Genomic DNA, 22,442 nt, shown 5'->3' with positions numbered 1-22,442 from the left:
TTTATCCCCTTTATATAAATTTTTTCTAATTATATCATCCTTTAACAGAGCCTGCAAGTAAACCACGGATAAAATATTTTCCTAGTAATACGTATATTATTATGGTAGGAAGTGCCGTGATTATTGCACCGGCCATTTGCACATTCCATTCTACTACTTGACTTCCAGCTAAGTTAACTAATGCTACGGTAATAGGTTGCTTTGCGGGATTGCTTGTGACTGTTACCGCAAAGAGGAATTCATTCCATATGTTGGTAAATTGCCAGATTATTACTACAACAAATGCGGGAATTGAAATGGGAAAAAGTACTTTTGAATAAGTTTTAAAAAATCCTGCACCGTCCATGTATGCAGCTTCTACTAGTTCGTTTGGGACTTCGCTGTAATAATTTCTAAATATTAATGTAGTAATGGGAATACCGTATACTATGTGGACTATTATAAGTCCTGTAATTGTTCCATAGAGATTGATTTTTTGCAAGAAACGAATTAGAGGAAATAACACGCTTTGATATGGAATAAACATTCCAAATAATATAAGTGCAAATACTATATTTGCCCCTTTAAATCTAACTTTTGAAAATACATATCCATTTATCGAACCGATAAACGCGGATATTATAGTTGCAGGTATAGTAAGATAGAAACTGTTTTTTAAATTAGGTAACAACTTTTGAAAAGCCTTTATTATTCCGCTTAATGACCAATGTCGCGGCAATTTCCACATATCGGAAATGCCTATTTCATTAAGTGGTTTAAATGTAGTGGCAAGTAGAACGTAAAGTGGTGTTATTATGTAAATTGCGATAATTACTAGGAAAAAATATGAGAAGAACTTTTTCATCTTTTTTCACCTCGCAAGTTTGTAGCAAGGTATGGAATAATAACCAGTGCTACAAATAAGAGCATTATTATTGCTATTGCAGAGCCCAATGCGTATCGGTTACTTCTAAACGTAAGTTCAAACATATAAATTGCAGGAACGTCTGTGACAAAATTAGGGCCACTTCCTGTCATGGCAAACACTAGATCAAATATTTTAAGGGATATATGTCCAAGAATAATAAAAGCACTGAGTGTAATTGGTGTTAAAAGAGGCATTTTAACTTTCCAGAAGATTTTCCACTCTGATGCACCATCTACCTTTGCAGCTTCTATAATATCGTTTGGAATACCTCTTAATCCAGCAAGGTACAGGGCCATTGTATACCCAGAAAGTTGCCACATTGCAGCTATTATCACTGGAATTAATGCAACGTTAAATTTACCTATAGTTTGAGTACTTGTATACCATCCCCACATTAATTTATTGAGGCCCAATTTGTGTAAGAGAAGATTTAACCCTTGGGGATTTGAGGGGATGTTTCCCGGTGCAAAAATCCAACTCCAAACTGTTCCGGTAACAACAAATGAAATAGCCATTGGAAATAAAAATAAATTTTGGAACAATCTAGAACCTTTAAGTCCTTTATCTACCAGTATGGCCATGATTATACCAAGACTTATTGTACCAAAGAGAAAAAATATTGTAAAAAACAGTGTATTCCATAAATCCGTTTGAAACCTGCTATCTTGAAATAGTCTTATGTAATTTCTAAGTCCTACAAATTTGTATTTAGCTCTTAATAGTGCGGAAAAACTATTCCAATTTGAAAAAGAAGTTCTAGCAGTCCAACTAATAAAGCCATATACGAAAATCGCTATGGCGATAATAGAAGGCAAAATAACAAAAATGCCAATTAGTAAGTTTTTCTTTTTCACGACTTTCACCTCGAAAAAGCGGGGCTTTATGCCCCGTTAATCTGTTACGTATCCATTATCTTCTGCTATCCACAAAATTTCTTTAAAGGTTTTTTCGACATTTTGCTTGGTTACAAAGATATTAATAGCATCCATTAATGCTGTTACGAAAGCCTCAGGAGCAGCAGAACCATGAATAATGGAAGGTGTAATTGCCTTTGTTGAAAAATCGTCCATAGACCATTTTAGATAAACATCGTATTTTGATTTATCTGCATCAATTCTTGCTGGGATAGAGCCTTTAATAGGATTGAAAGTATCTTGTGCTTCAACGGATGCGAGTAATTTTATCCATTTAATTGCATTTTCTCTGTGTGGTGCATTTTTTGGAAGACCAAATGTGTCGGAGACGAGCATAAATGCATTTTGAGTGCCCGGAAGTGCAAACCATCCAAAATCCTCACCTGGTTTCCAATTCAATGTTTTAAGATAGCCTTCGGCCCAGTCTCCCATCATATTACAGAAAGCTTTTCCTTCAAAGAGCATCCTTGTGGCGTCTTGCCATGTTAACGCGGAGTGATCTGAATTTACGTATTTTAGTACGTCTTTAAATATTAACAAGGCTTGTTTTATGTCTGGATCGTTGAATGATGCTTTTCCCTTCCACAAGTTATTGTACTTTTCAGGACCAAGTTGTGATAACATAATACTTTCGAATAAGTGAAGGGACGTCCATTTGTTCTTATCTCCCAATGAGATTCCAACGTAGCCCATTTTTTGCGCTTTGTCAAGATATGACAAGAATTCAGGCCAGGTTGTAGGTGCTTTTTTCATACCGATTTTTTTGGCAATTTCTTTGTTGTAAAATACAACATTTGCTCTGTGGACATTTACTGGAACAGAATATATTTCTCCTTTGTAGCTTACAATGTCTATTAAATCTTTTGGGAATTTGTCGTATGCGCCTATCTCCTTTAAAATCCAAGTTATTGGTTCCATAAGACCTGGAATTACATATGTATCCGTAAGTTCCATGCCGGCATGTACTTGGAAAGAATCAGGAGGGTTTTTACCGAGCATTCTCGTTTTAAGAACTGCTTTTGCATTTGTACCAGCGCCCCCTGCAACTGCAGCGTTTATTATTTTTACATCTGGGTAATATTTGTGGAAAAGGTCAAATAAAGCCTGTAACCCTTCAGCTTCTCCTCCGCCTGTCCACCAGCTAAATACTTCTAAGATATTTTCTTGTGAAAATACACTTAAAGATAATAGAATCGATAAAAATAATATAACAAATTTTTTCATACTTCCACCTCCTTTTTGGTATCTTAAGTTTATTTTAACATTCAATGTCAAAAAGTAATTCTGGTGTAAAAAGAAGAATTTGTTTAATTTTTGGTATTAATTGAATATAGTTAGTGGTATTTAGTAAAAATAATTTTATGGTAAAATAATGTAAAGGAGGGATATTGTGGCTTTCATATTTTTTAATATTTTTGTGGCGGCGCTAATTGCCACATCTATAGCTCCTTTGATGCCGATATTTCAGGAAAAATTCGGTATCTCCATTTTTTTGTCGTCGTTTATTCCAGTTTTAAATACAATTGGAAGTATTACTTTTTCGTTTGTTTCGTCTTTTTTAATAAATAAAATCGGTATAAAAAGGTTAAATATAATATCTTACGGTTTTGTTTTCTTTTCTTTGATTTCGTTGGCTTTTTTTAAAAGTTTGGAAATGTCTTTATTTTCATTTTTTTTGCTTGGGGCGGGAAATTCTATTTTATTTACAACTTCTACTACTCTTTTAACACATTTGGAAAATCCAAAATTTGGTTTTCTACATGGTTTTTTTGGACTTGGTGGAATACTTTCGCCTATTATAATTTCAATGTTATTAAGCTTTAATATTTCATATCGTTTCTTGTACATATTGTATTCTTTACTTGTTATTTTATTATTTATTTGGAATTTTCTTAAAGAAATCCCCTTTTTACAAAAGGAAACTACAGTAACTAAGACAATTTTTAAACCTATATTTTTGATTTCTATATTATCTTTTTTGGTTTATGCGGGTAGCGAGATAAGTACGGTAACATGGGCATCTAACTTGTTTTTAAGTTTTGGATATTCGAAAGAAAAAGCATCGTTATTTTTAGGGGTATTTTGGTTTTTGTTTACGCTATCAAGATTTATGATGGAATTTTTTCTGAAACTATTTAATGAGAGGAAATTGATTTCCTTGTTTTCCGTTTTTTCTGCGCTTTTTCTTTTATTTACGTTGTTGTTTAAAATGTACTTTTTCTTTTTCTTGTTTGGATTTTCAATGGGATGTATTTTTCCTCTTATACAGAGAAGGGCAAATATGAGCTTACAAAAAGAAGAAGTAGGTTTTTTAAATGGTGTTACATATGCCACAACGGGTATAGGTTCACTTTTATTTGTTTCATTAATGGGGTATATTTCAAACTATAGTATTAGTAGTATGTTTGTTTTACCTGTTTTTGGTCTTTTAGTTGTTGCTATAATACAGCTTAAGGGGTGATAAAAAGTGAAATTAGCCATAGTTTTTGGAACAAGACCTGAGGTTATAAAGGTAGCAACGGTTTACTTGAAGGCAAAAGAAATGGGAATAGATGTAAAGATGATTGCAACTGCGCAACATAGAGAAATGATGGATATGATGTTGGGTGTTTTTGGGATTTCCCCCGATTATGATATGAACATTATGAAAAAAAATCAATCTTTAAACAATATATCATCGGCTGTGTTTTTAAAGTTAGATGAAATAATACAAAAAGAAAGATTTGATTGGTTATTTGTTCAGGGAGATACCACCACCGCTATGACAAGTGCGCTTTGTGCATTTAATAGAGGGGTAAAGGTAGGTCATATTGAGGCGGGTTTAAGAAGTGGTAATTTAAAGGATCCGTTTCCAGAGGAAATGAATAGGCGTGTGATTGATCAAGTATCTGATTTAATGTTTGCACCTACAAAAATGTCGTATGAAAATTTAAAAAAAGAGGGACATGAGGGGAAAAGAATTGTAATTACGGGTAATACGGTGGTAGATGCACTATTTTACATAAGGGATAAGTTTGATCTAAAAGGTATTAGAGAAAGTATAGTAAAAGAAGAGGATTATATTCTTGTGACTCTACATAGAAGAGAAAATTGGGGAGAGAAAATGTCAAACATTTTGAAAGGGATAAAGAGATTTTCAAAGGAAACGGGTAAAAAAATAGTATTTCCCGTGCATTTAAATCCTAAAGTAAGAAAAGTAGTATTTGAAGAATTGGAAAGTTTTGAAAATGCCTTATTAATAGACCCTGTAAATTACGTTGAATTTTTAAGCCTCTTATCTGGGGCTGCAATTGTTGCATCTGACAGTGGTGGGGTACAAGAAGAGGCACCAAGTTTTGGGAAATTTGTGGTTGTTTGTAGAAATACAACTGAAAGACCAGAGCTTATAAGAGAAGGTTATGGAATATTGGCAGGAACATCTGAAGAGGGAGTGTATAAAGCGTTAATCAAAGGAATTGAAGAAAAATTAGATGGGAAGAATCCGTTTGGTGATGGAAAGGCATCTGAAAGAATAATATCTTACATTTTGGAGTGAAATTATGGATTTAAAAAGATTTATTTTAAATGGAGAATTTAAAAAAGTTGTAGAATTTTTGGAAAAAGGTGCAAAAAGTGCGAAAGATTTCAATACTTTGGGGTTTGCGTATTATAACCTTGGAAAAAGAAATAAGGCCATTTCAAACTTTAAAAGGGCACTCTATTTGGACCAAAATAACATAGATGCGCTTTTTAATCTTTCTGAAATATACATTCAACTTGGAAAATATGTTAAAGCAAAAGATTACGTGTTAATGCTTTTAAAAATGTATCCTACGTGGGATGTTTACGATATGTTATCGAATATTTATACGTTTGAAGGTTTTTTTGAGAGTGCATATGAGAGTTTAAAGAAAGCAATAGCGATAGCACCTCAAGAAAAAGCACATTCATTGAGAGAAAAGCTTGACTTATTAACGGAAAGAATGGAGAAAGTAAAATTGCAAAAAAAGCTTGCAATAGTGTGTGCAAAGGGATTTGATAATTTTATAGATGATATAGTACATAAATTATCTGATCAATATTGGGTGCAGCGTAGGGTAGTTAAAACTGAAAAAGAAATAAAAGATGCGATTAATTGGGCAGATATTGTATGGCTTGAATGGGCAAATGAAGTTGCTGTTATAGCTACAAATTATCCTGAAATTAAGGGGAAGCGTGTTGTTTTAAGACTTCATGGATATGAATCGTTGAGAATAGATTTTCTTTCAAAGATAAATTGGAATAATGTTAATGATTTGATATTTGTTGCGAAAAATGTTATGAAAACGGCTGTGGAAAACCAGCCAATTATACAAACTGTTCCGATTCACTTTGTCCCAAATGGGATAAACCTTGAAAAATACAAATACAAAGTACGTGAAAAAGGTTACAACATAGGTTTTCTTGGATTTTTCAACTATAAGAAGAATCCCATATTAGCTGTTCAGATTCTAAAGAAATTGGCGGATAAGGATAAAAAATATAAACTTTATTGGGCTGGTCAAATACAGGATGATAGGATGTGGAGGTATATAAATTATATATTGAAAAGGATGGGGATAATGGAAAATTTTGTTTTCGATGGATGGGTAGACGATACAGACGAATGGTTGGAAGATAAAGATGTGTTTCTTTCAACTAGCATACACGAAGGTTATGGTATAGCTATAATGGAGGCTATGGCCAAAGGTATAAAGCCTGTAATACACAATTTTTACATAGCAGAAGAATTTTACCCAAAAAAATACTTGTTTAATACAGTAGATGAGGCAGTGGATATGATAACAAATGGTGACTATACTTCAGATGAATATAGAAAGTTTATTGAGAAGTATTCTCTTGAAAATCAAATCCAAAAGATAAGATCGATTATACAAGGGAAATTAAGTTAAAATTCTTTTGATTTTTGCAGATTGCGTCATTTGTTGTGAAATTGTGATTATAATAATGATATAATTTATTCCAGGGGGAAAAGGTGTGGAGAAAATTATAATTGTTATTTCGATATTGTTAGTGTCAGCTATTTTGCTTTTTCCAAAAGAAAAAATTCTGGATTTTGACGGTGTTACACTAAGGGTTTTACCGTTTAATGCAATAATTGTGGAAAAAGATCTTTCAGTTGCAAAAAGGATTAAACAATTGTATGAAAAAGAAAAACTTTTCGTATTTGAGGGAAGTGTTGTATCTTTTCAAAAAAAGGAAAATGAGGCATTTTCTCAAGCAACGAATAAGGCAAGACAAGAACTTTCTGCATTTTTAGGTGCAAAGGTAAGTTCTGATGTGAACTTAAGGGAGAAAGTATCTGAAATAAGGGGAAAATTTGGATATTACCAAGATGCAAGCATTGTAGTTGATAATTTTGTTTCAAGTTCAAAGGTAATTGCAAGGTGGAAGATTCCACAGGGAAAAGGTATGTTTGAGTATCACGTATTAGTGCTTTATGATCCTGAGGCATTTGATACATTTATAAAACAGAGGGAACATGAGATAAATTTGTACTACGTAAAGCTTAATATAGAAAAAAGAAAAGTTACTAAGTTTTTAAAAATAGAGAATTTTGAAAAATTCAGGCAGGAATTTGAAAAGATAAAAAAAATAGGAAGTGTAATAGTAATAGAGATTTTGAATGGTAAAATAATTTCAAGGGAAAAAGATCATATTTTGCTTTTGATAAAAGATATAGGTTTAGAAGATGGAAAATATAGGATAATTTATCTAAAAAAGGAAAAAGAACTTACGTTGTTTATTTTTAAGGAGGCAAAAATGTGAAGTATCTTTATCCTGCTTTAATAGGTTACTTTTTAGGAGCGATCCCTTTCAGTTTTTTTATTGCAAAAATAAAGGGAATAGATATAAGGAAAACGGGAAGTGGAAATGTAGGAGGTACAAACGTATTGAGGAATGCAGGAGCATTTTACGGTGCACTTGCTTTCTTTTTTGATATATTTAAGGCGTATTTGGCGGTTATTTTAGTTGGAGATTTAGGTTTAAATTCCATGCTAATTGCTGGGGTTATGGCCGTTTTCGGACATTGTTATTCTGTCTTTTTGAAATTTAGAGGTGGCAAAGGTGTGGCAAGTACATTTGGAGTGTTTTTGGCAATTTATCCATGGAGTGGACTTGTATTTTTTGTTTTTTGGCTTTTGATTGTTTCTATAACAAAATACGTTTCTCTTGCGTCTATGGTTGGTTTAACATGTGGTGCGCTTTTTACTTGGATTATGGGAAAAGACTTTTGGCCTATTTTTTTAGCACTTTCCCTCTTTTCTATATTAAGACATAGGGGAAATATTGAAAGATTAATAAAGGGAAATGAAAGAAAAACCGATGTAGTTGGATATTTCTTTGGGAAGGTGAAGAAAAATTGAAGAAAATAATTGTTGCTTTTTTAATCTTAACAGTTTCTTGTTTTGCTATATTAACCGAAGAGCAAAGTAGGCAATTTTTAAGTGAAGCCATAAAGTTATGGGGAAAAGGTGATTTTCAATCTGCAAGCAAGAAAATGGATGATGCCATTACGGGAAGTATTTCCGCCCGTGAAATCCCATGGTTTTGGTATTTTAAGGCGAAAGTTGATATTTACAATGACCGTGTAGATATTGCCAAAGAAAATTTAGAAACCTTGTTGACCTTTACCAATATAGAAGAAATAAGAGATTTGTACAATAAAATAAGCATATTTAACAACCCAGAAAGTGTAGAAATTAAGGGGTATAACTTTAAATTTGTTGAAGAGTACATGGGAAAAGAAGGATTAACCGAGTATTTTTACTCACCTGTTGGACTTGCCGTGTATGGAGAGATAATATACTTAATAGACAAAGAAAATAGGAGATTAATCAAGATAAAAAATGGAAATATAACAGATATTACAAAACTGAGTTTTATTCCAAAGAGTATAGCTACGGATAGTTTTGGAAATCTATATATATCATCAAATGATGCTATTTACAAAAATGGTGAACTTTTGTATTCTAATTTAAAAACTCCTGTTATTGCAGGTGTGGATAGAGCAGGAAGGATAATTGTTGTAGATGCAACAAAGATTTACGCATTTGGAGATAAAAAAACAGAAAAGATGTTACCTATTCCCACCATTACACTGGATTGTGAGATTAACTACGAAAATCTCTATATTTTAGATGCATATTCCGGCAAAATTTTGGTGTATGATTTGTATACATTTGAAAAGAAAGATGAAATACCTTTAAAAGAAAGGATATGGAGTTTTGAAGTTACCCCAGCAGGAAGGATAATATATTTTATTGGCAACAAGATTTACGTAGATGGAAGGCAATTTGAAGTTAACTCAACACCGATGTTTATAGAGTATTCTTATCCAAATCTCTTTGTTATTGATTGGAAAGAAGATGTTGTAAAGAGATATCTTTTAAAGGATGATTTACCGGTTTTTGTGAAGGTGGAAGACTTTGAAACTACAGATGCAACTTTAACTTTGAATGTTTCCGTTGAAGATTTTTTTGGGAATGATATATACCTTGCAAGTGAGTTTTTAAATTTATACGAAGAAGATGTAAGGGAATATATTGATATTAATGGAAAAACCATAACAAAGGATGCAACTAATATAGCATCGAAAAATCTTTTAACAGATAGATTCTTAGGAAAGACTTTATATGAAGATAAAAATTGGAAATATACAGGTGGTGCAAAAATAGCTTTTAAAAATAGGGGAAAATACGTATGGCAATTAACGTATAATTACGCGAAAATCTTTCCTATTCCGCTTGTTAGAGTGGCGGTTAAATTTGAAATATTTGGTAAAAAGTACAGTGATATAGTTATATATACGGAGGAGGTTATTGGTGAGGAAACTTCTAAAGGCAATTGAACTTACTAAGATGGGAAAACTAGATGAAGCAGAAAAGATTTATAAAGAACTTATTAAAGAAAATATACCAGAGGCGTACAATAATTTGGGGAATATATATAGAAAGAAAGGGTTAATTGCAAGGGCTATTGAATACTATCAAAAAGCAATTGATATAAAACCGGATTTTGCCGAGTGTTATTTTAATCTGGGGTGTGCGTATATGGAGATAGATAATTATTCCATGGCTATATTTAGCATGGAAAAGGCGGAAAAATTGGGATTTAAACAGTTTGATTTGGATGTACAACTTGCATTATGTTACTTAGCAGTTGGAAATAAGAAGCGGGCAAATCAAAGGATGGAAGATGAAAAGGTGAGGGAAGAAGTATTAAAGTATATCGAGGAGGGGTAAAATGGAAAATTTGCAATTTTATTTGAAACCCTTGTTTGAATATTGGTATTATTCGTTAATTTCCGGTGTGTTTTTACTCTTTGCTGCAAAATTTGTTGAAAAGATATCTATATCAGTGTTGGGTTTCTTACTGGGAATAAATATGATTTTCCCTGTGGTGGTGGAAAAAGTTCCGCAATTAAATGAAGTACTTTCAAATTATTATCAAATTGCCATGATAGTTGTTGGGATTATAACCGCTGCAGTTTTGTACGCGCTGTATAAGTCTATTACCTTTATATTTGGTTTTGGCATAGTGGGAATTTTGGGTTATTACCTTACAGATATTGTTTTAAAGTATTTGAATTTAAATATTAATTTTGATCCAACATATATTGCAATTGGAACAGGTTTGGTTTTTGGGATATTAGGGGGTATAGTTACCTACAAAAAAAGTTCTGAAGTAATTGGTATCCTCTCTGTTTTGATAGGTGCGGGAACTTTGGCAGTTGTAGCAATGAAATTTATTTCCCATGGAGATTTAACTACTCCACTTTATTCTTCTGTTTTTTTGGTGATTTTTTTGTTGTTAGTGGTTATTGGTTTTGTTGTAAATTTCAGAAAGAAAAAAGAGTAAAATTGGAGGTGGACCGTTTTGAAACTTTCTTTTGAATGGTTAAAGGATTTTGTAAAAATAGATAAATCTCCAGAAGAAGTTGCTGAAAGGTTGAGTTTGACGGGTACTAATGTTGAAGAAGTGATAATTCCTTTTGATGTAAGTGGAAAAGTTGTTGTGGGGAAAGTTATCGATGTAGAAAATCACCCTAATGCAGATAGGTTGATTGTGTGTAAAGTTGATGTGGGAACAGAGGTGAAAACTATTGTTACTGGTGATTTAACAGTTTCAAAAGGAAGTATTGTTCCAGTTGCACTTGAGGGGGCAAAGCTTGGTGAAATTACAATAAAACCTAGGAAAATGCGTGGAATTATGTCTGAAGGCATGATGTGCTCCCTTCAAGAATTAGGTCTTGAAGAAAATTCAAGTGGAGTGTATAAGTTTAAAGATGAAGTACCTGTTGGTACCGATGTTATTGAATACTTTGGCCTTAACGATAGGGTACTTGATATAGAGATTACACCAAATAGACCTGATTGTCTTAGTGTAAAGGGAATTGCAAGGGAATTATCCGCTATATACGATGTGGATTTGAACCTAAATACAAAGGTTTTTGATGGAGAGGAAGAATGTCCTGTTGAAATTTCCATTGAGAGTGAAGGATGTTTTAGGTACACAGCTAGAGTAATAAAAGGAATAAAGGTGAAAGAGAGTCCTCTGTGGCTACAAAAGAGATTAATTGCATCCGGACTTAGACCCATAAATAATATTGTGGATATTACAAATTATGTAATGATTGAAACGGGACATCCAATTCACGCATTTGATTTGAGAAATACTTCTAAGATAGTGGTTAAAGATGCAAAAGGAGATGAAGAAATATTACTACTCGATGGAAAAAAGTACAAACTTAAAGGCGGAGAGGTACTTATAACAAATGGGGAAAGAATTTTGGCGCTTGGTGGAGTTATGGGCGGAGAAGAATCAGGAGTTAAAGATGATACAACGGATATTTTGCTTGAAGTTGCTATGTTTGATCCTGTAAGAGTGAGAAAAACCTCAAAAGCACATGCAATTATGACAGATTCTTCATATCGTTTCGAAAGGGGAGTTGATCCAAACGATGCAGTAGATGTGATAAATAGGTTAACAGAACTTATTTTAGAGTTAGCAGGTGGAATACCTTCAAAGATAAAAGACGTGGTAAGGAGAAAAATTGAAAGAACGAATATCAATTTTGACTTTTCTATGACTGAAAAAGTAATAGGTGTAGATATACCAAAAGAAAGGCAAATAAAGATATTAAACAGATTGGGTTTTGAAGTCAAAGATAATACGGTGTTTGTACCTACGTTTAGGTATTTTGATGTTACACGCCCTATAGACCTTGTTGAGGAAATTTCCAGAATATACGGTATGGAAAATATCGAGGGTGAACCATTTAAGGTGACTGTAAATAGTGCCTCAAGGAATAAAATACAAGAACTCAGATATATGTTAAAAGAAACGTTGAAGGCAGAAGGTTTTTTAGAAGCTATGAACCTTTCATTTGTTTCTGATGATTGGAGTATAACGGGATACAAGGTGCGGATATCAAACCCAATTAACGAAGAGTTGAGTGTCATGCGACCTTCTTTGCTCAATGGACTTCTTGAATCACTGTCGTATAACTACAAAAGACAAAACAAAGATGTGAAGCTATTTGAAGTTGGTAGGGTATATATAGAGGAAAATGGGAAGCCAAGGGACATAGAAAAGGTGGCTGCAGTTGTTACAGGAAGGCTCAATAAAAGAGATTACACAGACCAACGAAGAGTTGATTTCTACACGTTTAAAGGTATGCTTGAGAACGTGTTGGACGAATTTAATGTTACTGCAAGCTTTGTACCGTGTGAAATTGAGGGATTTGTACCAACAAGGTGTGCAAGAGTTGTTATAGATGATAAAGATGTTGGAATAATTGGAATGTTTGATCCAGATTTTGTGAATCAACGCTTTGACGTGAAAGACGAAGTGTATGCGTTTGAACTTTCAACTGATTTTATATACGAAAAGTACGTGGAAGTTCCTGCGTACAAAGAAAGTGTACAATTTCCTTCAGTGAGAAGAGATGTATCACTCTTGGTGCCGGATAGTTTTATGCTTGGGAATATATTAGACAGTCTCTTTAAGTACAAATACGTTGAAGAGGTTGGTATTTCGGATATTTATAAAGGAAAAGGTGTTGAAGAGGGATATAAAAGTGTTACGGTGTATTGTGTGTTTAGAGCAAAGGATAGAACTTTAAAGGAAGAAGAAGTGAACAAAATTTGGGATAAACTTAAAAGGGATTTGGTGTATAAATATCCTTTAAAATTGAGATTTGAGGAGGTATGAAATGAGATCGGGATTTGTTGCACTTGCTGGAAAGCCTAACGTAGGTAAATCTTCTATTGTAAACGCCATTGTGGGTAAAAAAGTGCTCATAGTTTCAGACAAGCCACAGACTACGAGAAATAGGATAAATGTGATCCATACAACAAGTGATTATCAAGTAATATTTGTGGATACACCTGGTATCCACAAACCTTTGTACAGGTTGGGTGAATACATGGTTAAGGCTGCAGTAAGTGCACTTAAAGGTGTTGACCTTGTTTTAACCGTTGTTGATGCTAAACAGGGAATAAGAAAGCCAGAAGAATTTGTTTTTGATTATGTAAATCAGTCTAATACAAAGACTATTGGGGTTATAAATAAGATAGATCTTGTAGATGGTGAAAGAATAAAATTGTTGGAAAAAAAGATGGAAGATGGGTTAAAAAATTGTATTTCCATTGTAAAGACTTCCGCTGTCACAGGTGATGGAATAAAAAAACTTTTAGATTTAATAGTGGATAATCTACCAGAAGGGCCTCAATATTACCCAGAGGATATGATAACGGATAGGCCCCTTTCATTTATGGTTTCCGAGATTGTTAGGGAAAAAATTTTTCATTTGACGTACGAAGAAGTACCACATTCTGTTGCGGTTATTGTCGAAGAAATTAAGGAAAGGGAAAATGGGGTTTTGTACATCAGGGCGAATATTTATGTTGATAGGAAAAGTCAAAAGGGAATTATCATAGGAAATAAGGGGAATATGATAAAGAAAATAGGGCAAAATGCACGGCAAGAGATAGAATATTTAGTGGGTAATAAGGTATTTCTTGATTTGCATGTGAAAGTAAAAGAAAAATGGAGAGATAAAGATTTTATTATCTTGAACGAGATAGGAATGAAAGATGATTTAAGGGGGTGAGTATATGAACAATTTTGTGTTTTATAATCCGACAAAACTTGTTTTTGGAAAAAATACTGTTGAAAAAATAGGTGAGTATTTAAAGAAAGATAAAATAAAAAAGGTGTTGTTTTTAGCGGGAGGAGGATCTATAAAGAAAAATGGAGTATATGAAAAAGTTGCAAGGGCTTTATTTGAAAGTTCTATTGAGAAGGTAGAAGTTTGGGGAGTTAGACCTAATCCCGTATTGTCTAAGGTAAAAGAAGCATTAGAGGTGGCAAGAAGGGAAAAGGTAGATGCCATTCTTGCAGTTGGTGGAGGTAGTGTAATTGATAGTGCAAAGGCAGTTGCAGCCGGTGTAAATTATGATGGAGATGTGTGGGATTTTTACTCTGGAAAGACCAGGGTAAAAGAAGCAATACCGTTGTATACAATACTTACCCTTTCTGCCACAGGAACTGAAATGAACGGGAATAGTGTTGTAACTAACGAAGAAACACTTGAAAAATTTTCATTTAGTTCTATACATGTTTATCCAAAGGTATCAATAGTTGATCCAGAGGTACAATACACACTTCCACCTAATCAAACGGTAAATGGCGCAGTAGATGCTATAAGTCATGTTATGGAATACTACTTTGATGGTACGAAAAACACACAGTTGATAGATAGAGTAGATGAAGGGATTATAAAAACATTAGTTGAAACTACTGAAATTTTACTTGCAAATCCAAAAGACTATGAAGCGCGTGCTAATTTTGCACTTTCGACTACTTTAGCACTAAATGGTATATCTGGTATGGGACATAGTGGTGGAGATTGGTCATCACATGCTATAGAGCACGCTTTAAGTGCACTTAATCCAGAGGTTGCACATGGTGCAGGTCTTGCAGTGGTCTTTCCCGCATGGCTTACTTACGTTAAGGATTTGATTTCGGATAAACTGGTGAGGTTTGGAATGGAGATATTTGGAAGAGAAGATGGTATTAGCGCACTTAAGGGATGGTACAAAAAAATTGGTGCTCCCACTACCTTGAGAGAGTTAGGATTTGAAAGAGAAGATATAGATAAGTTGGTGGATATAGCATCAAAGATGACACCTATGGGAAGGTTAAAAAAATTGGTAAAGGAAGATGTAAGGAAGATATTGGAAATTGCATTCTAGTTCCAGCACACGCTGGAACTTTTTTATATGATATAATTATGTTAGCAATTTTTAGAGGGGGTATACGATGAAGGTCTTATACGCACAATCAGGTGGGGTAACAAGTGTAATCAACGCGTCCGCATATGGGGTATTAGACGAGGCACAAAAAGCAGGGCTTGAAGTATACGTGGGAATCCATGGTATATCAGGTGTTTTAAGAGAAAATCTATTAAAAATTAATGGAAAAGATATAGAAGGGTTAAAATACACACCTTCTGCGGCTTTTGGATCGTGTAGAAGAAAGTTGAAAACACAAGAAGATATAAATAAACTCTTTGAGATATTTGAAAAGTATGAAATAGAATATTTCTTTTATAACGGTGGTAATGATTCAATGGACACTGCATGGAAGTTGTATACGGAGGCAAAAAAGAGAAATATACCATTAAAGGTCATTGGTGTGCCAAAAACAGTAGACAATGATTTACCGCATACGGATCATTGTCCAGGATATGGTTCTGCGGCAAAGTATATAGCTACTGCCGTTATGGAAGCTACACTTGATTTGAGGAGTATGTATGTGGATTCAACTAGGGTATTTGTAATGGAAATTATGGGTAGACACGCAGGGTGGCTTTCTGCTGCGGCAGGGCTTGGATGGTTAAACGGTATAGGTGCAGATTTAATATTATTTCCTGAAGTACCCTTTAACAAGGAAAAGTTTTTGGAGAGGGTAGATGAGAGTATTAGAAGAAAAGGATATTGTTCAATAGCCGTTTCAGAGGGAATTAAGTATCCAGATGGTTTTTTTGTAGCGGATATGGGCTATACAGATAGTTTTGGTAATAGACAATTAGGTGGTGTGGGGTTTACAATTGCAGGGATGATAAGGTCAGAACTTTCACTTAAGACGCATGTTGCAATACCAGATTATCTACAAAGGAGTGGTAGACATATTGCAAGTAAAACCGATGTAGATGAAGCAGAAGCAGTTGGAAGACAAGCTGTAAAACTTGCACTTGATGGAGTATCCGGGGTTATGGTTACAATAAACAGGGTGAGTAATTCACCGTATAAAGTGGAATATGGTACAGTGGAATTAAATAAAGTTGCAGAGGTAACAAAATATCTTTCCGACGACTTTCACACGGATTTTGAAGTGACGGAAAAGTATATAGAATATGCAAAACCATTAATTGAAGGTGAATTGTTCCCAAAATTTAAGGATGGCCTGCCAGTTTATACCATTTTTAAGGAGGTAGAAGAGTAATCTTTTTTGTAGTTTTTTCGATTTTTCAGGTCATTTTTTCATTTTTTTTGTATTTATTGAAAAAGGCAAAATTTTTGCCATTTTTGATACCTATTTCTTCTATTTTCCTACTTTTTGAAAGATTTGATATTGTACTCTCCGGATACGGGGGAGTACATTTAATTTTTGATTCAAATTCATTTTATTTTTTGCTTACCAATATCTCTTGTAGTATTATTGTGTCTTACTTTCTCTACCAAAATGGCAATGAGCATGTGTATTTTTTCTTTTCACTCTTGCATACAATTTTGAATTTACTCTTTATCTCAAATGACCTGTTTAACATATACGTTATACTTGAAACTTCAACTTTGTTAATTACATTACTTATTCTTTCGAGTGAAAAATTTGATCAGAAGATAACGGCTATTAAATACATCTTTGCAAGTTCACTTGCAATGAGTTTTTATTTAATAGGAATAGGGATGCACTATTATTCAACTGGAAGTTTTGATATTTCAAATGTAGATGGACTTTCCGGGTACTTGATGAAATTTTCACTTCTTGCAAAGGGAGGTTTTTTTCTATTTGGGCTTTGGCTTCCAGAAGTACATTCAAATTCAGAGCCTGAAATTTCCGCAATGCTTTCAAGCGTGTATACACAATCGGTATTATTTCCACTTTTGAGAATAGGCTTAGATGACCTTTTTTTATTTGGAATATTGGCTTTTTTTTACGGAGTGTTTTTTTCCATTATTTCAAAAGATTTAAAAAAAGTTCTTGCTTACAGTTCTATGTCTCAGCTGGGATTAATGGTGCTCAATCCTCTTTTTACACCTGTTTATGTGCTTTATCATGGTATATCAAAGAGTATTTTGTTTCTGAGTACAAGGTATGTTAAAAGAGATTTATCCGAAAAAAGGGAAGTTTCCGTTTTTTTGTTTTTGGCTTTATTAATTTCTTTATTATCTATCTCTGGTTTTTCATTTACCGCTTTAGGATATGTTAAATCAAAGCTTTTTGTGGAAAATTTTAAATATTTTAAATATATTGTAAGTTTTCTTAGCGCTGTTTATGCGGGGAAAGTTTTAAAGCTAAGGGTTGTATTCTCAAAAAGGCATATACTTTTGTTTTTATTTTCGATTTTTTTGATTTATCCATATTTTAACGTTATTTCATCTCTATTTGTACTTTTAGGGTTGATATTTGGATATTTTTTAAGGATTTATTTTGATTTTTCCATTACCACTGAATCCATTTTAACGTTTATGGTATTTTCAATTTCATTTTTTACTTTGCTTGGAGGAATGTTATGGTAGATTTTATAGCACCATTTTTGATCATATTTTTATCAATTTACGGTCTTTTGTTCAAAAAGCATATAATTTCAAAAATAATAGCGCTTGATGTGTTAAATACGGGAATTGTTTTCTTGTTTGTAGTTATTGCGTCAAAAATTGGGAATGCGCCTCCTTTAAAGGGTAGTGGAAATTACGTAGATCCATTTCCACAAGCGGTTATAATAACATCTATAGTTATTGGATTTGCCACAATTTCACTGCTTCTTTCAATTACCATGATTGTTGTAGAAAAGAAAAGAAAAAAGGATTTAAATGAAATTGAAAAATAGTAACGTGGATAACACGTTATTTTTTTCTTTTTATTTTTTGTGTATAATTTAAAGTGGAATTATTTCCAAAGGAGGTAGGATTTATGAAAAAATTTATATGTATTCTTTTGATTTTTTCCGTTTTGAGTTTTTCAGCAGTTTTAGTTAAAGATGGTAAGGTTGTATTTACTTTTAAAGAGGCAGTAGATGCAAAAGTTGTATACCTTGCAGGAACTTTTAATAATTGGTCTTCAAGTTCCATTGCGATGGAAAAAGAGGATGGTATATGGAAGATTTCTTTAAAACTAGAGCCTGGTACGTATCAGTATAAATATGTAATTGATGGAAAGAATTGGAAGGAAGACCCAGAAGCACCGGGATATGTAGATGATGGATTTGGAGGGAAAAATGGTATTTTTACTTTAGTTGAAAAGGATGGGAAATTAGTGATTTTAAAAGGTGAGGAAAAGAAAGAGAATAAAAAAGAGGTAAACAAGAATTTTGACCCAAAAAAGATGTTTGTAGATGATGAAGGATATGTAGTGATACGTTTTGAGTATAAAGGTGCAGATTATGTAACGATAGCGGGTAATTTTAATAATTGGAATGCAGAAGAGACCGAATGTTATGAAGTTGACGACGGTGTTTGGGAAGCCGTTTTAGAATTAAGTGAGGGAGATTATCAGTATAAATTTGTGGTAAATGGTACAAATTGGGTTACTGATCCCAATGCACCTGCCTTTGTAGATGACGGATTTGGTGGGAAAAATGGATTTTTCCAGGTTTATAAAAAAGATGGAAAATTAACGGTTGGATTAAAAGGAAAAAAGCCTCTCTATTGAGAGGCTTTTTTTTCACCTTTCATTTTATACATGAGATCATCTGCGGTTCTTATTGATTGTTTAAGGGAACCTTCAATATTTGTTATTCCCCATGAAAAAGTTGGTGAAAGTTCCGAGGATTTGTTAAATTCATTGTGAATTTTTTTGATGAGTTTTTCTGCTTCTTTTTTTGTGGAATTTTTTAAAATAATTAAAAATTCATCTCCCCCCATACGTACAAATATATCCGAAGATTTTAAGTTGCTTTTAATTATACTTGAAAGTTTTTTTAGTATTTCATCCCCTTTGTCATGCCCATATGTATCATTTATATATTTAAATTTGTTGAGATCTATAAATATCAATATATCGTTTTTTTCTAGTTTTATATTTCCTAAAAAACCCCTATTACATGCCCCTGTTAGGGGATCAATCAGGCTTCTTGCATATATTACATTTAATTCGTGAATCTTTTCTTTGTATTCTAGTATAATACTTGAGGCAAAGCTTAAAAATAACGATATAATTCCAAATGGTGAAAGCATTCTGAAGGGAAGATTAAAGAAAAGTACTATACTGTCAAATATAATTGTTATTGCAAAAAGGCTTGCGAACGTTACGTTTTGCGAGACGTATGACTTTACGATTTTGTACAAGATAAATATACCATTGAGTATTAATATAGGGGATATGAAAATCGTAAGAGTTTTTAATTGTTGGGGTGTGACTGTAAAGAGTGGTAATATACTTGCCAGAATATTTAAGTAGGAGAATCTTTTTGTATTTTTTTGTATTGTTGAAAAATTATATAAATCGATCCCGCGCATTAAAAACGTAAATGAGAGATAACCACAGGAGATAAATAATTTCCTAAGTGGATAAAAAAAGTGTTCGAAACTAATAACATCCAATAACCATATAATTGCCAAAAAACTAGAAAACGCAAAATATTTATACGCTTTTTGTCTAGTTATTCCGGTGTTTTTCGAAAGTAAATACAAAAGAAAACCCAATGTTGAAATAAGACCAATTGAAATATTTAAAAAGTTGTCGGTTAGGAACTTCAAAATAGAATATTTCCATATTTCTGATTCGTTTATAAAAAAGAATTTTCCAAGACCTATTGAATAAACTCCTGAAATTTCCAAAGTAAGAACATCTACACCCTTTGGTATAGGTATCAAAAATGGAGTATACCACGTACGTCCAGATTTTCCAAGACCAAATGTAAATATTGGAAAATTGTTGTTTTTAATGGAAAAAGAAGAACCTTCTATGAATGGAAAAAATACGTATTTTGAATTTTTAGGTACGGGTATTTGAAAGGATATAGTTTTAGAGGTCTTTAGTATAATAACTTTTGGTAAAGTTGTATTATTTATTCTAGAAACTTCAATGCCTTTTGGATTGCCAAGAGAATAAAATATGTAAAACAAGGTTAAAAAGATAAAAAGAGTATATAGAAAGTACTTTAAATAAAATTTAATCATTTAAATCCCTCCAAAAGTATTTTAGCATAATTTGACACATTTTTTTAGATGTAATATAATATAAGGTAGAATAACGGGGTGTAGCGCAGTTGGCTAGCGCGCTTGCATGGGGCGCAAGAGGTCGCTGGTTCAAGTCCAGTCACCCCGACCAGTTGGCCGGTTTTACCGGCCATTTTTTAAATATTCAATACTGCAGGTTAAGGGAATTCGGTGAAAATCCGAAGCTGCCCAGCAACCGTAACCGGGGACGAAATCTGCAAATGCCACTGGGTAAAACCTGGGAAGGCGCAGAAAGTAGGATGATCCGGAAGCCGGGAGACCTACCTGTAGTAAATGATATTTCCCCATTGCTAGGGCAATGTGGGAAAAATTTGTTTTATTTTGGGGGGATAAAGGGTGGTTATTTTAGTAACTGGTGGGGTTAAGTCTGGAAAAAGTAGTTTTGCGCTTGACCTCTCAAGACGTTACAAGAAAAAAGCATTTATTGCAACAGGGGTTCCTTTTGATGAAGAGATGAGAAATAGGATAAACCGTCATAAAAGCGAAAGAAAAGGCTTTGACACCTTTGAAGAGCCTGTTGAAGTAGATAAAGTAATTGAAGGTTTAAATGGAAAATATGAATTTGCTATTTTAGATTGTATTACCACGTATCTTGGAAATCTTTACTATTACAAGAAAGATATAGAAAATTATTTAGAAAAATTTTTAAAAAGTATTAAAAAAGTTGATTATACATTGGTTTGTGTAACGAATGAGGTGGGGTGGGGAATAATTCCAGAAAACAAACAAGTAAGAGAATATGTAGAAAGACTAGGACTTTTAAATAAAGATATTGCAAAAATAGCGCAAAAAGTCTATTTGATGGTATCGGGGATAGGGGTGGAATTAAAGTGAAGTTAGGAACTACTTCTTGGCTTTTTCCGGGTACTTATCTTGAAAATGTAAAAGTTATAGCAGATAAGGTGGATTTTGTGGAATTTTTGGTGTTTAGCTGGGATACAAATACAAAGAATATTTTTTTAAACGAAATAGAAGATTTAAAGGAAATAGCAGAAGAATTTAATCTGGAGTATAACGTTCACTTACCAACAGATTGTATTTTTAACGTTGAAAAAGCCTTTTATTTTTTTGAAAATAGTAGATTGGAAATTTCAAATTACATCGTACATCCGTTAGATGGTATAGAGGTGTTTCTAGAAAAATCTGAGAAGATATTAGTTGAAAATTTGAAAGAAGATATTTTTTTACACGATAGGACAGTTTTTGACATAGGACATCATTTGCTTGGGACAAAGGTTACGGAGAATTTTTTAAAAAATTCAATAGAATACCATGTCATGGGTGTTTCAAATGGAAAAGACCATCTTAAATTGGACAAAGATACTTTGGAAGTAGTAAGGAAAAAGTTGAAATATTCACCAAATTTAGAGTATGTGTGTTTTGAAGTGTTTGACTTAAGAGATTTTTTGTATTCACTAACTCTTTGGAGGGATAGTTTTGATTTATGATTTTTTACTTTCGTTGGCGTTTATATCTAGGATTCCAATTAAAGTTAGATATTCTGAAAAGAGAATAAAAAACATTCCCGGGTATTTCCCACTTGTGGGATATATTCCCGGGATTATTTTTTTCTTAGGGGGTTATTTTGAAAATTTTTTTGTTAAAATAATTTTCTTAATTTTGGGATATTATTTTTTTGATCTCTTTCATTTTGATGGATTTTTGGATACAATAGATGGCTTTTTGAATCAATCAAATAAGGAGAAGCGACTTGAAATAATGTCTAAAGGAGACGTTGGAGCTTTTGCCGTGTTTTTTGGGGCATTGTATATTGTTATATTTTGGAACATGTATTTTACACTTTCACCAACTTTCTTTTTTTACTCTTCGGTGTTTGGAAGGTATGCTATGGTTTCGTTGATGGCGTTTTCAAAACCTGCCAAAGAAAAAGGACTTGGTGCTATATTTTATCCATTTGAAAGGAAAAATTTAATTTATTCAACCGTGTTTTTAACGCCTTTACTGTTTAACATAAAATGCTTTGTTATGTCTTTTTTTATTACTCTTTTATTTTCCTATTTTATGAGTATTATATCTAAAAAAAAGATAGGTGGTATTACAGGGGATGTTTTGGGGGCAACTTGTCTTATAACAAGTGAGTTACTCTTAGTGATTTTGGGGGTGATATAG

General features: G+C 33.0%; 22 protein-coding genes, 1 tRNA gene and 1 riboswitch. Of the genes, 19 read left to right on the top strand and 4 right to left on the bottom strand.

Annotation, left to right across the window (positions count from 1 at the left end; all coding sequences use genetic code 11):
* Positions 1–34: 34 nt before the first annotated feature.
* Genes AS157_RS03545 through AS157_RS03535 form a run of 3 tightly spaced genes read right to left on the bottom strand, consistent with a single transcriptional unit; the run spans position 35 to position 3,045 of the window.
* Complete coding sequence (locus AS157_RS03545; RefSeq protein ID WP_077289359.1) at positions 35–844, bottom strand: carbohydrate ABC transporter permease; 810 nt, start codon at positions 842–844, stop codon at positions 35–37.
* A complete protein-coding gene (locus AS157_RS03540; protein WP_077289360.1) occupies positions 841–1,761 on the bottom strand; it encodes a carbohydrate ABC transporter permease in 921 nt (306 codons plus the stop codon). The genes AS157_RS03545 and AS157_RS03540 overlap by 4 nt, the downstream gene beginning before the upstream one ends.
* Positions 1,762–1,797: 36 nt before the next feature.
* Entirely contained in the window at positions 1,798–3,045 is a 1,248-nt protein-coding gene (locus tag AS157_RS03535) for an ABC transporter substrate-binding protein (RefSeq protein ID WP_077289361.1), read from the bottom strand.
* A 166-nt stretch (positions 3,046–3,211) separates the two neighbouring features.
* Here AS157_RS03535 and AS157_RS09705 point away from each other — a divergent pair, with 166 nt between their 5' ends.
* The 15 genes from AS157_RS09705 (at position 3,212) to AS157_RS03460 (ending at position 18,783) form a co-directional block, all read left to right on the top strand.
* Positions 3,212–4,282, top strand: a complete 1,071-nt coding sequence (locus AS157_RS09705) for an MFS transporter (RefSeq protein WP_077289362.1) — start codon at positions 3,212–3,214, stop codon at positions 4,280–4,282.
* Between the two features lie 6 nt (positions 4,283–4,288).
* Positions 4,289–5,356 carry a non-hydrolyzing UDP-N-acetylglucosamine 2-epimerase gene (gene wecB, locus AS157_RS03525; RefSeq protein WP_077289363.1) on the top strand — a complete coding sequence of 356 codons (1,068 nt, stop codon included), beginning with the start codon at positions 4,289–4,291 and terminating at the stop codon, positions 5,354–5,356.
* Positions 5,357–5,360: 4 nt separating this feature from the next.
* Positions 5,361–6,731, top strand: coding sequence for a glycosyltransferase family 4 protein (locus AS157_RS03520; RefSeq protein WP_077289364.1), 1,371 nt, complete (start codon positions 5,361–5,363; stop codon positions 6,729–6,731).
* An 85-nt stretch (positions 6,732–6,816) separates the two neighbouring features.
* Positions 6,817–7,608: a hypothetical protein gene (locus AS157_RS03515; RefSeq protein WP_077289365.1), complete on the top strand. Its 792-nt coding sequence runs from the start codon at positions 6,817–6,819 to the stop codon at positions 7,606–7,608.
* Positions 7,605–8,207 carry a glycerol-3-phosphate 1-O-acyltransferase PlsY gene (gene plsY / locus AS157_RS03510; protein WP_077287439.1) on the top strand — a complete coding sequence of 201 codons (603 nt, stop codon included), beginning with the start codon at positions 7,605–7,607 and terminating at the stop codon, positions 8,205–8,207. Before AS157_RS03515 ends, plsY begins: the two co-directional genes overlap by 4 nt.
* On the top strand, positions 8,204–9,691 hold the full coding sequence (locus AS157_RS03505) for an NHL repeat-containing protein (RefSeq protein ID WP_077289366.1): 1,488 nt from the start codon (positions 8,204–8,206) through the stop codon (positions 9,689–9,691). Before plsY ends, AS157_RS03505 begins: the two co-directional genes overlap by 4 nt.
* Positions 9,666–10,085 (top strand): tetratricopeptide repeat protein, encoded by a 420-nt coding sequence (locus AS157_RS03500; RefSeq protein ID WP_077289367.1) that lies wholly within the window; start codon positions 9,666–9,668, stop codon positions 10,083–10,085. The genes AS157_RS03505 and AS157_RS03500 overlap by 26 nt, the downstream gene beginning before the upstream one ends.
* A gap of 1 nt (position 10,086) precedes the next feature.
* The gene (locus AS157_RS03495; RefSeq protein WP_077289368.1) at positions 10,087–10,701 is read left to right on the top strand and encodes a hypothetical protein; all 615 of its coding nucleotides are present in this window, start codon (positions 10,087–10,089) and stop codon (positions 10,699–10,701) included.
* A gap of 18 nt (positions 10,702–10,719) precedes the next feature.
* Positions 10,720–13,056 (top strand): phenylalanine--tRNA ligase subunit beta, encoded by a 2,337-nt coding sequence (pheT, locus tag AS157_RS03490; protein WP_077289369.1) that lies wholly within the window; start codon positions 10,720–10,722, stop codon positions 13,054–13,056.
* 1 nt (position 13,057) lies between these two features.
* Positions 13,058–13,957 carry a GTPase Era gene (gene era, locus AS157_RS03485; RefSeq protein ID WP_077289370.1) on the top strand — a complete coding sequence of 300 codons (900 nt, stop codon included), beginning with the start codon at positions 13,058–13,060 and terminating at the stop codon, positions 13,955–13,957.
* A gap of 4 nt (positions 13,958–13,961) precedes the next feature.
* Positions 13,962–15,101 carry an iron-containing alcohol dehydrogenase gene (locus AS157_RS03480; RefSeq protein WP_077289371.1) on the top strand — a complete coding sequence of 380 codons (1,140 nt, stop codon included), beginning with the start codon at positions 13,962–13,964 and terminating at the stop codon, positions 15,099–15,101.
* Positions 15,102–15,168: 67 nt separating this feature from the next.
* Entirely contained in the window at positions 15,169–16,353 is a 1,185-nt protein-coding gene (locus AS157_RS03475; RefSeq protein ID WP_077289372.1) for a 6-phosphofructokinase, read from the top strand.
* A gap of 74 nt (positions 16,354–16,427) precedes the next feature.
* A complete protein-coding gene (locus tag AS157_RS03470) occupies positions 16,428–17,651 on the top strand; it encodes a proton-conducting transporter transmembrane domain-containing protein (protein ID WP_231450334.1) in 1,224 nt (407 codons plus the stop codon).
* Positions 17,645–17,962, top strand: a complete 318-nt coding sequence (locus AS157_RS03465) for a sodium:proton antiporter (RefSeq protein WP_077289373.1) — start codon at positions 17,645–17,647, stop codon at positions 17,960–17,962. Before AS157_RS03470 ends, AS157_RS03465 begins: the two co-directional genes overlap by 7 nt.
* 83 nt (positions 17,963–18,045) lie before the next feature.
* Complete coding sequence (locus tag AS157_RS03460; protein ID WP_077289374.1) at positions 18,046–18,783, top strand: early set domain-containing protein; 738 nt, start codon at positions 18,046–18,048, stop codon at positions 18,781–18,783.
* On the opposite strand, the gene AS157_RS03455 is transcribed toward AS157_RS03460, so the two are convergent.
* Positions 18,777–20,252 carry a GGDEF domain-containing protein gene (locus AS157_RS03455; protein ID WP_077289375.1) on the bottom strand — a complete coding sequence of 492 codons (1,476 nt, stop codon included), beginning with the start codon at positions 20,250–20,252 and terminating at the stop codon, positions 18,777–18,779. The two genes, AS157_RS03460 and AS157_RS03455, sit on opposite strands and share 7 nt — an antisense overlap.
* Positions 20,253–20,326: 74 nt before the next feature.
* On the opposite strand from AS157_RS03455, the gene AS157_RS03450 reads away from it, so the two are divergent.
* The 4 genes from AS157_RS03450 (at position 20,327) to AS157_RS03435 (ending at position 22,442) form a co-directional block, all read left to right on the top strand.
* Positions 20,327–20,403 (top strand) — tRNA-Pro (locus tag AS157_RS03450).
* Positions 20,404–20,429: 26 nt separating this feature from the next.
* A riboswitch (cobalamin riboswitch) is annotated at positions 20,430–20,594 on the top strand.
* A gap of 54 nt (positions 20,595–20,648) precedes the next feature.
* Entirely contained in the window at positions 20,649–21,146 is a 498-nt protein-coding gene (locus AS157_RS03445; protein WP_077287459.1) for a bifunctional adenosylcobinamide kinase/adenosylcobinamide-phosphate guanylyltransferase, read from the top strand.
* Positions 21,143–21,760 (top strand): cobamide remodeling phosphodiesterase CbiR, encoded by a 618-nt coding sequence (cbiR, locus tag AS157_RS03440; RefSeq protein ID WP_077289376.1) that lies wholly within the window; start codon positions 21,143–21,145, stop codon positions 21,758–21,760. Before AS157_RS03445 ends, cbiR begins: the two co-directional genes overlap by 4 nt.
* On the top strand, positions 21,750–22,442 hold the full coding sequence (locus AS157_RS03435; protein WP_077289377.1) for an adenosylcobinamide-GDP ribazoletransferase: 693 nt from the start codon (positions 21,750–21,752) through the stop codon (positions 22,440–22,442). Before cbiR ends, AS157_RS03435 begins: the two co-directional genes overlap by 11 nt.

The sequence above is a fragment of the Thermosipho sp. 1244 genome, from assembly GCF_018588215.1.
Taxonomy (GTDB): Bacteria; Thermotogota; Thermotogae; order Thermotogales; family Fervidobacteriaceae; genus Thermosipho; species Thermosipho affectus.
The sequence above is the reverse complement of the archived record's forward strand: the minus strand, read 5'-3'. Positions and strand labels throughout refer to the sequence as shown.

Bases quoted from the DNA above. Each gene is read 5' to 3' on its own strand.
- AS157_RS03475 (WP_077289372.1), top strand. From the start codon at position 15,169: ATGAAGGTCTTATACGCACAATCAGGTGGGGTAACAAGTGTAATCAAC.
- AS157_RS03455 (WP_077289375.1), bottom strand. From the start codon at position 20,252: ATGATTAAATTTTATTTAAAGTACTTTCTATATACTCTTTTTATCTTT.
- AS157_RS03545 (WP_077289359.1), bottom strand. From the start codon at position 844: ATGAAAAAGTTCTTCTCATATTTTTTCCTAGTAATTATCGCAATTTAC.
- AS157_RS03535 (WP_077289361.1), bottom strand. From the start codon at position 3,045: ATGAAAAAATTTGTTATATTATTTTTATCGATTCTATTATCTTTAAGT.
- AS157_RS03465 (WP_077289373.1), top strand. From the start codon at position 17,645: ATGGTAGATTTTATAGCACCATTTTTGATCATATTTTTATCAATTTAC.
- AS157_RS03520 (WP_077289364.1), top strand. From the start codon at position 5,361: ATGGATTTAAAAAGATTTATTTTAAATGGAGAATTTAAAAAAGTTGTA.
- era (WP_077289370.1), top strand. From the start codon at position 13,058: ATGAGATCGGGATTTGTTGCACTTGCTGGAAAGCCTAACGTAGGTAAA.
- AS157_RS03495 (WP_077289368.1), top strand. From the start codon at position 10,087: ATGGAAAATTTGCAATTTTATTTGAAACCCTTGTTTGAATATTGGTAT.
- AS157_RS03480 (WP_077289371.1), top strand. From the start codon at position 13,962: ATGAACAATTTTGTGTTTTATAATCCGACAAAACTTGTTTTTGGAAAA.
- AS157_RS03460 (WP_077289374.1), top strand. From the start codon at position 18,046: ATGAAAAAATTTATATGTATTCTTTTGATTTTTTCCGTTTTGAGTTTT.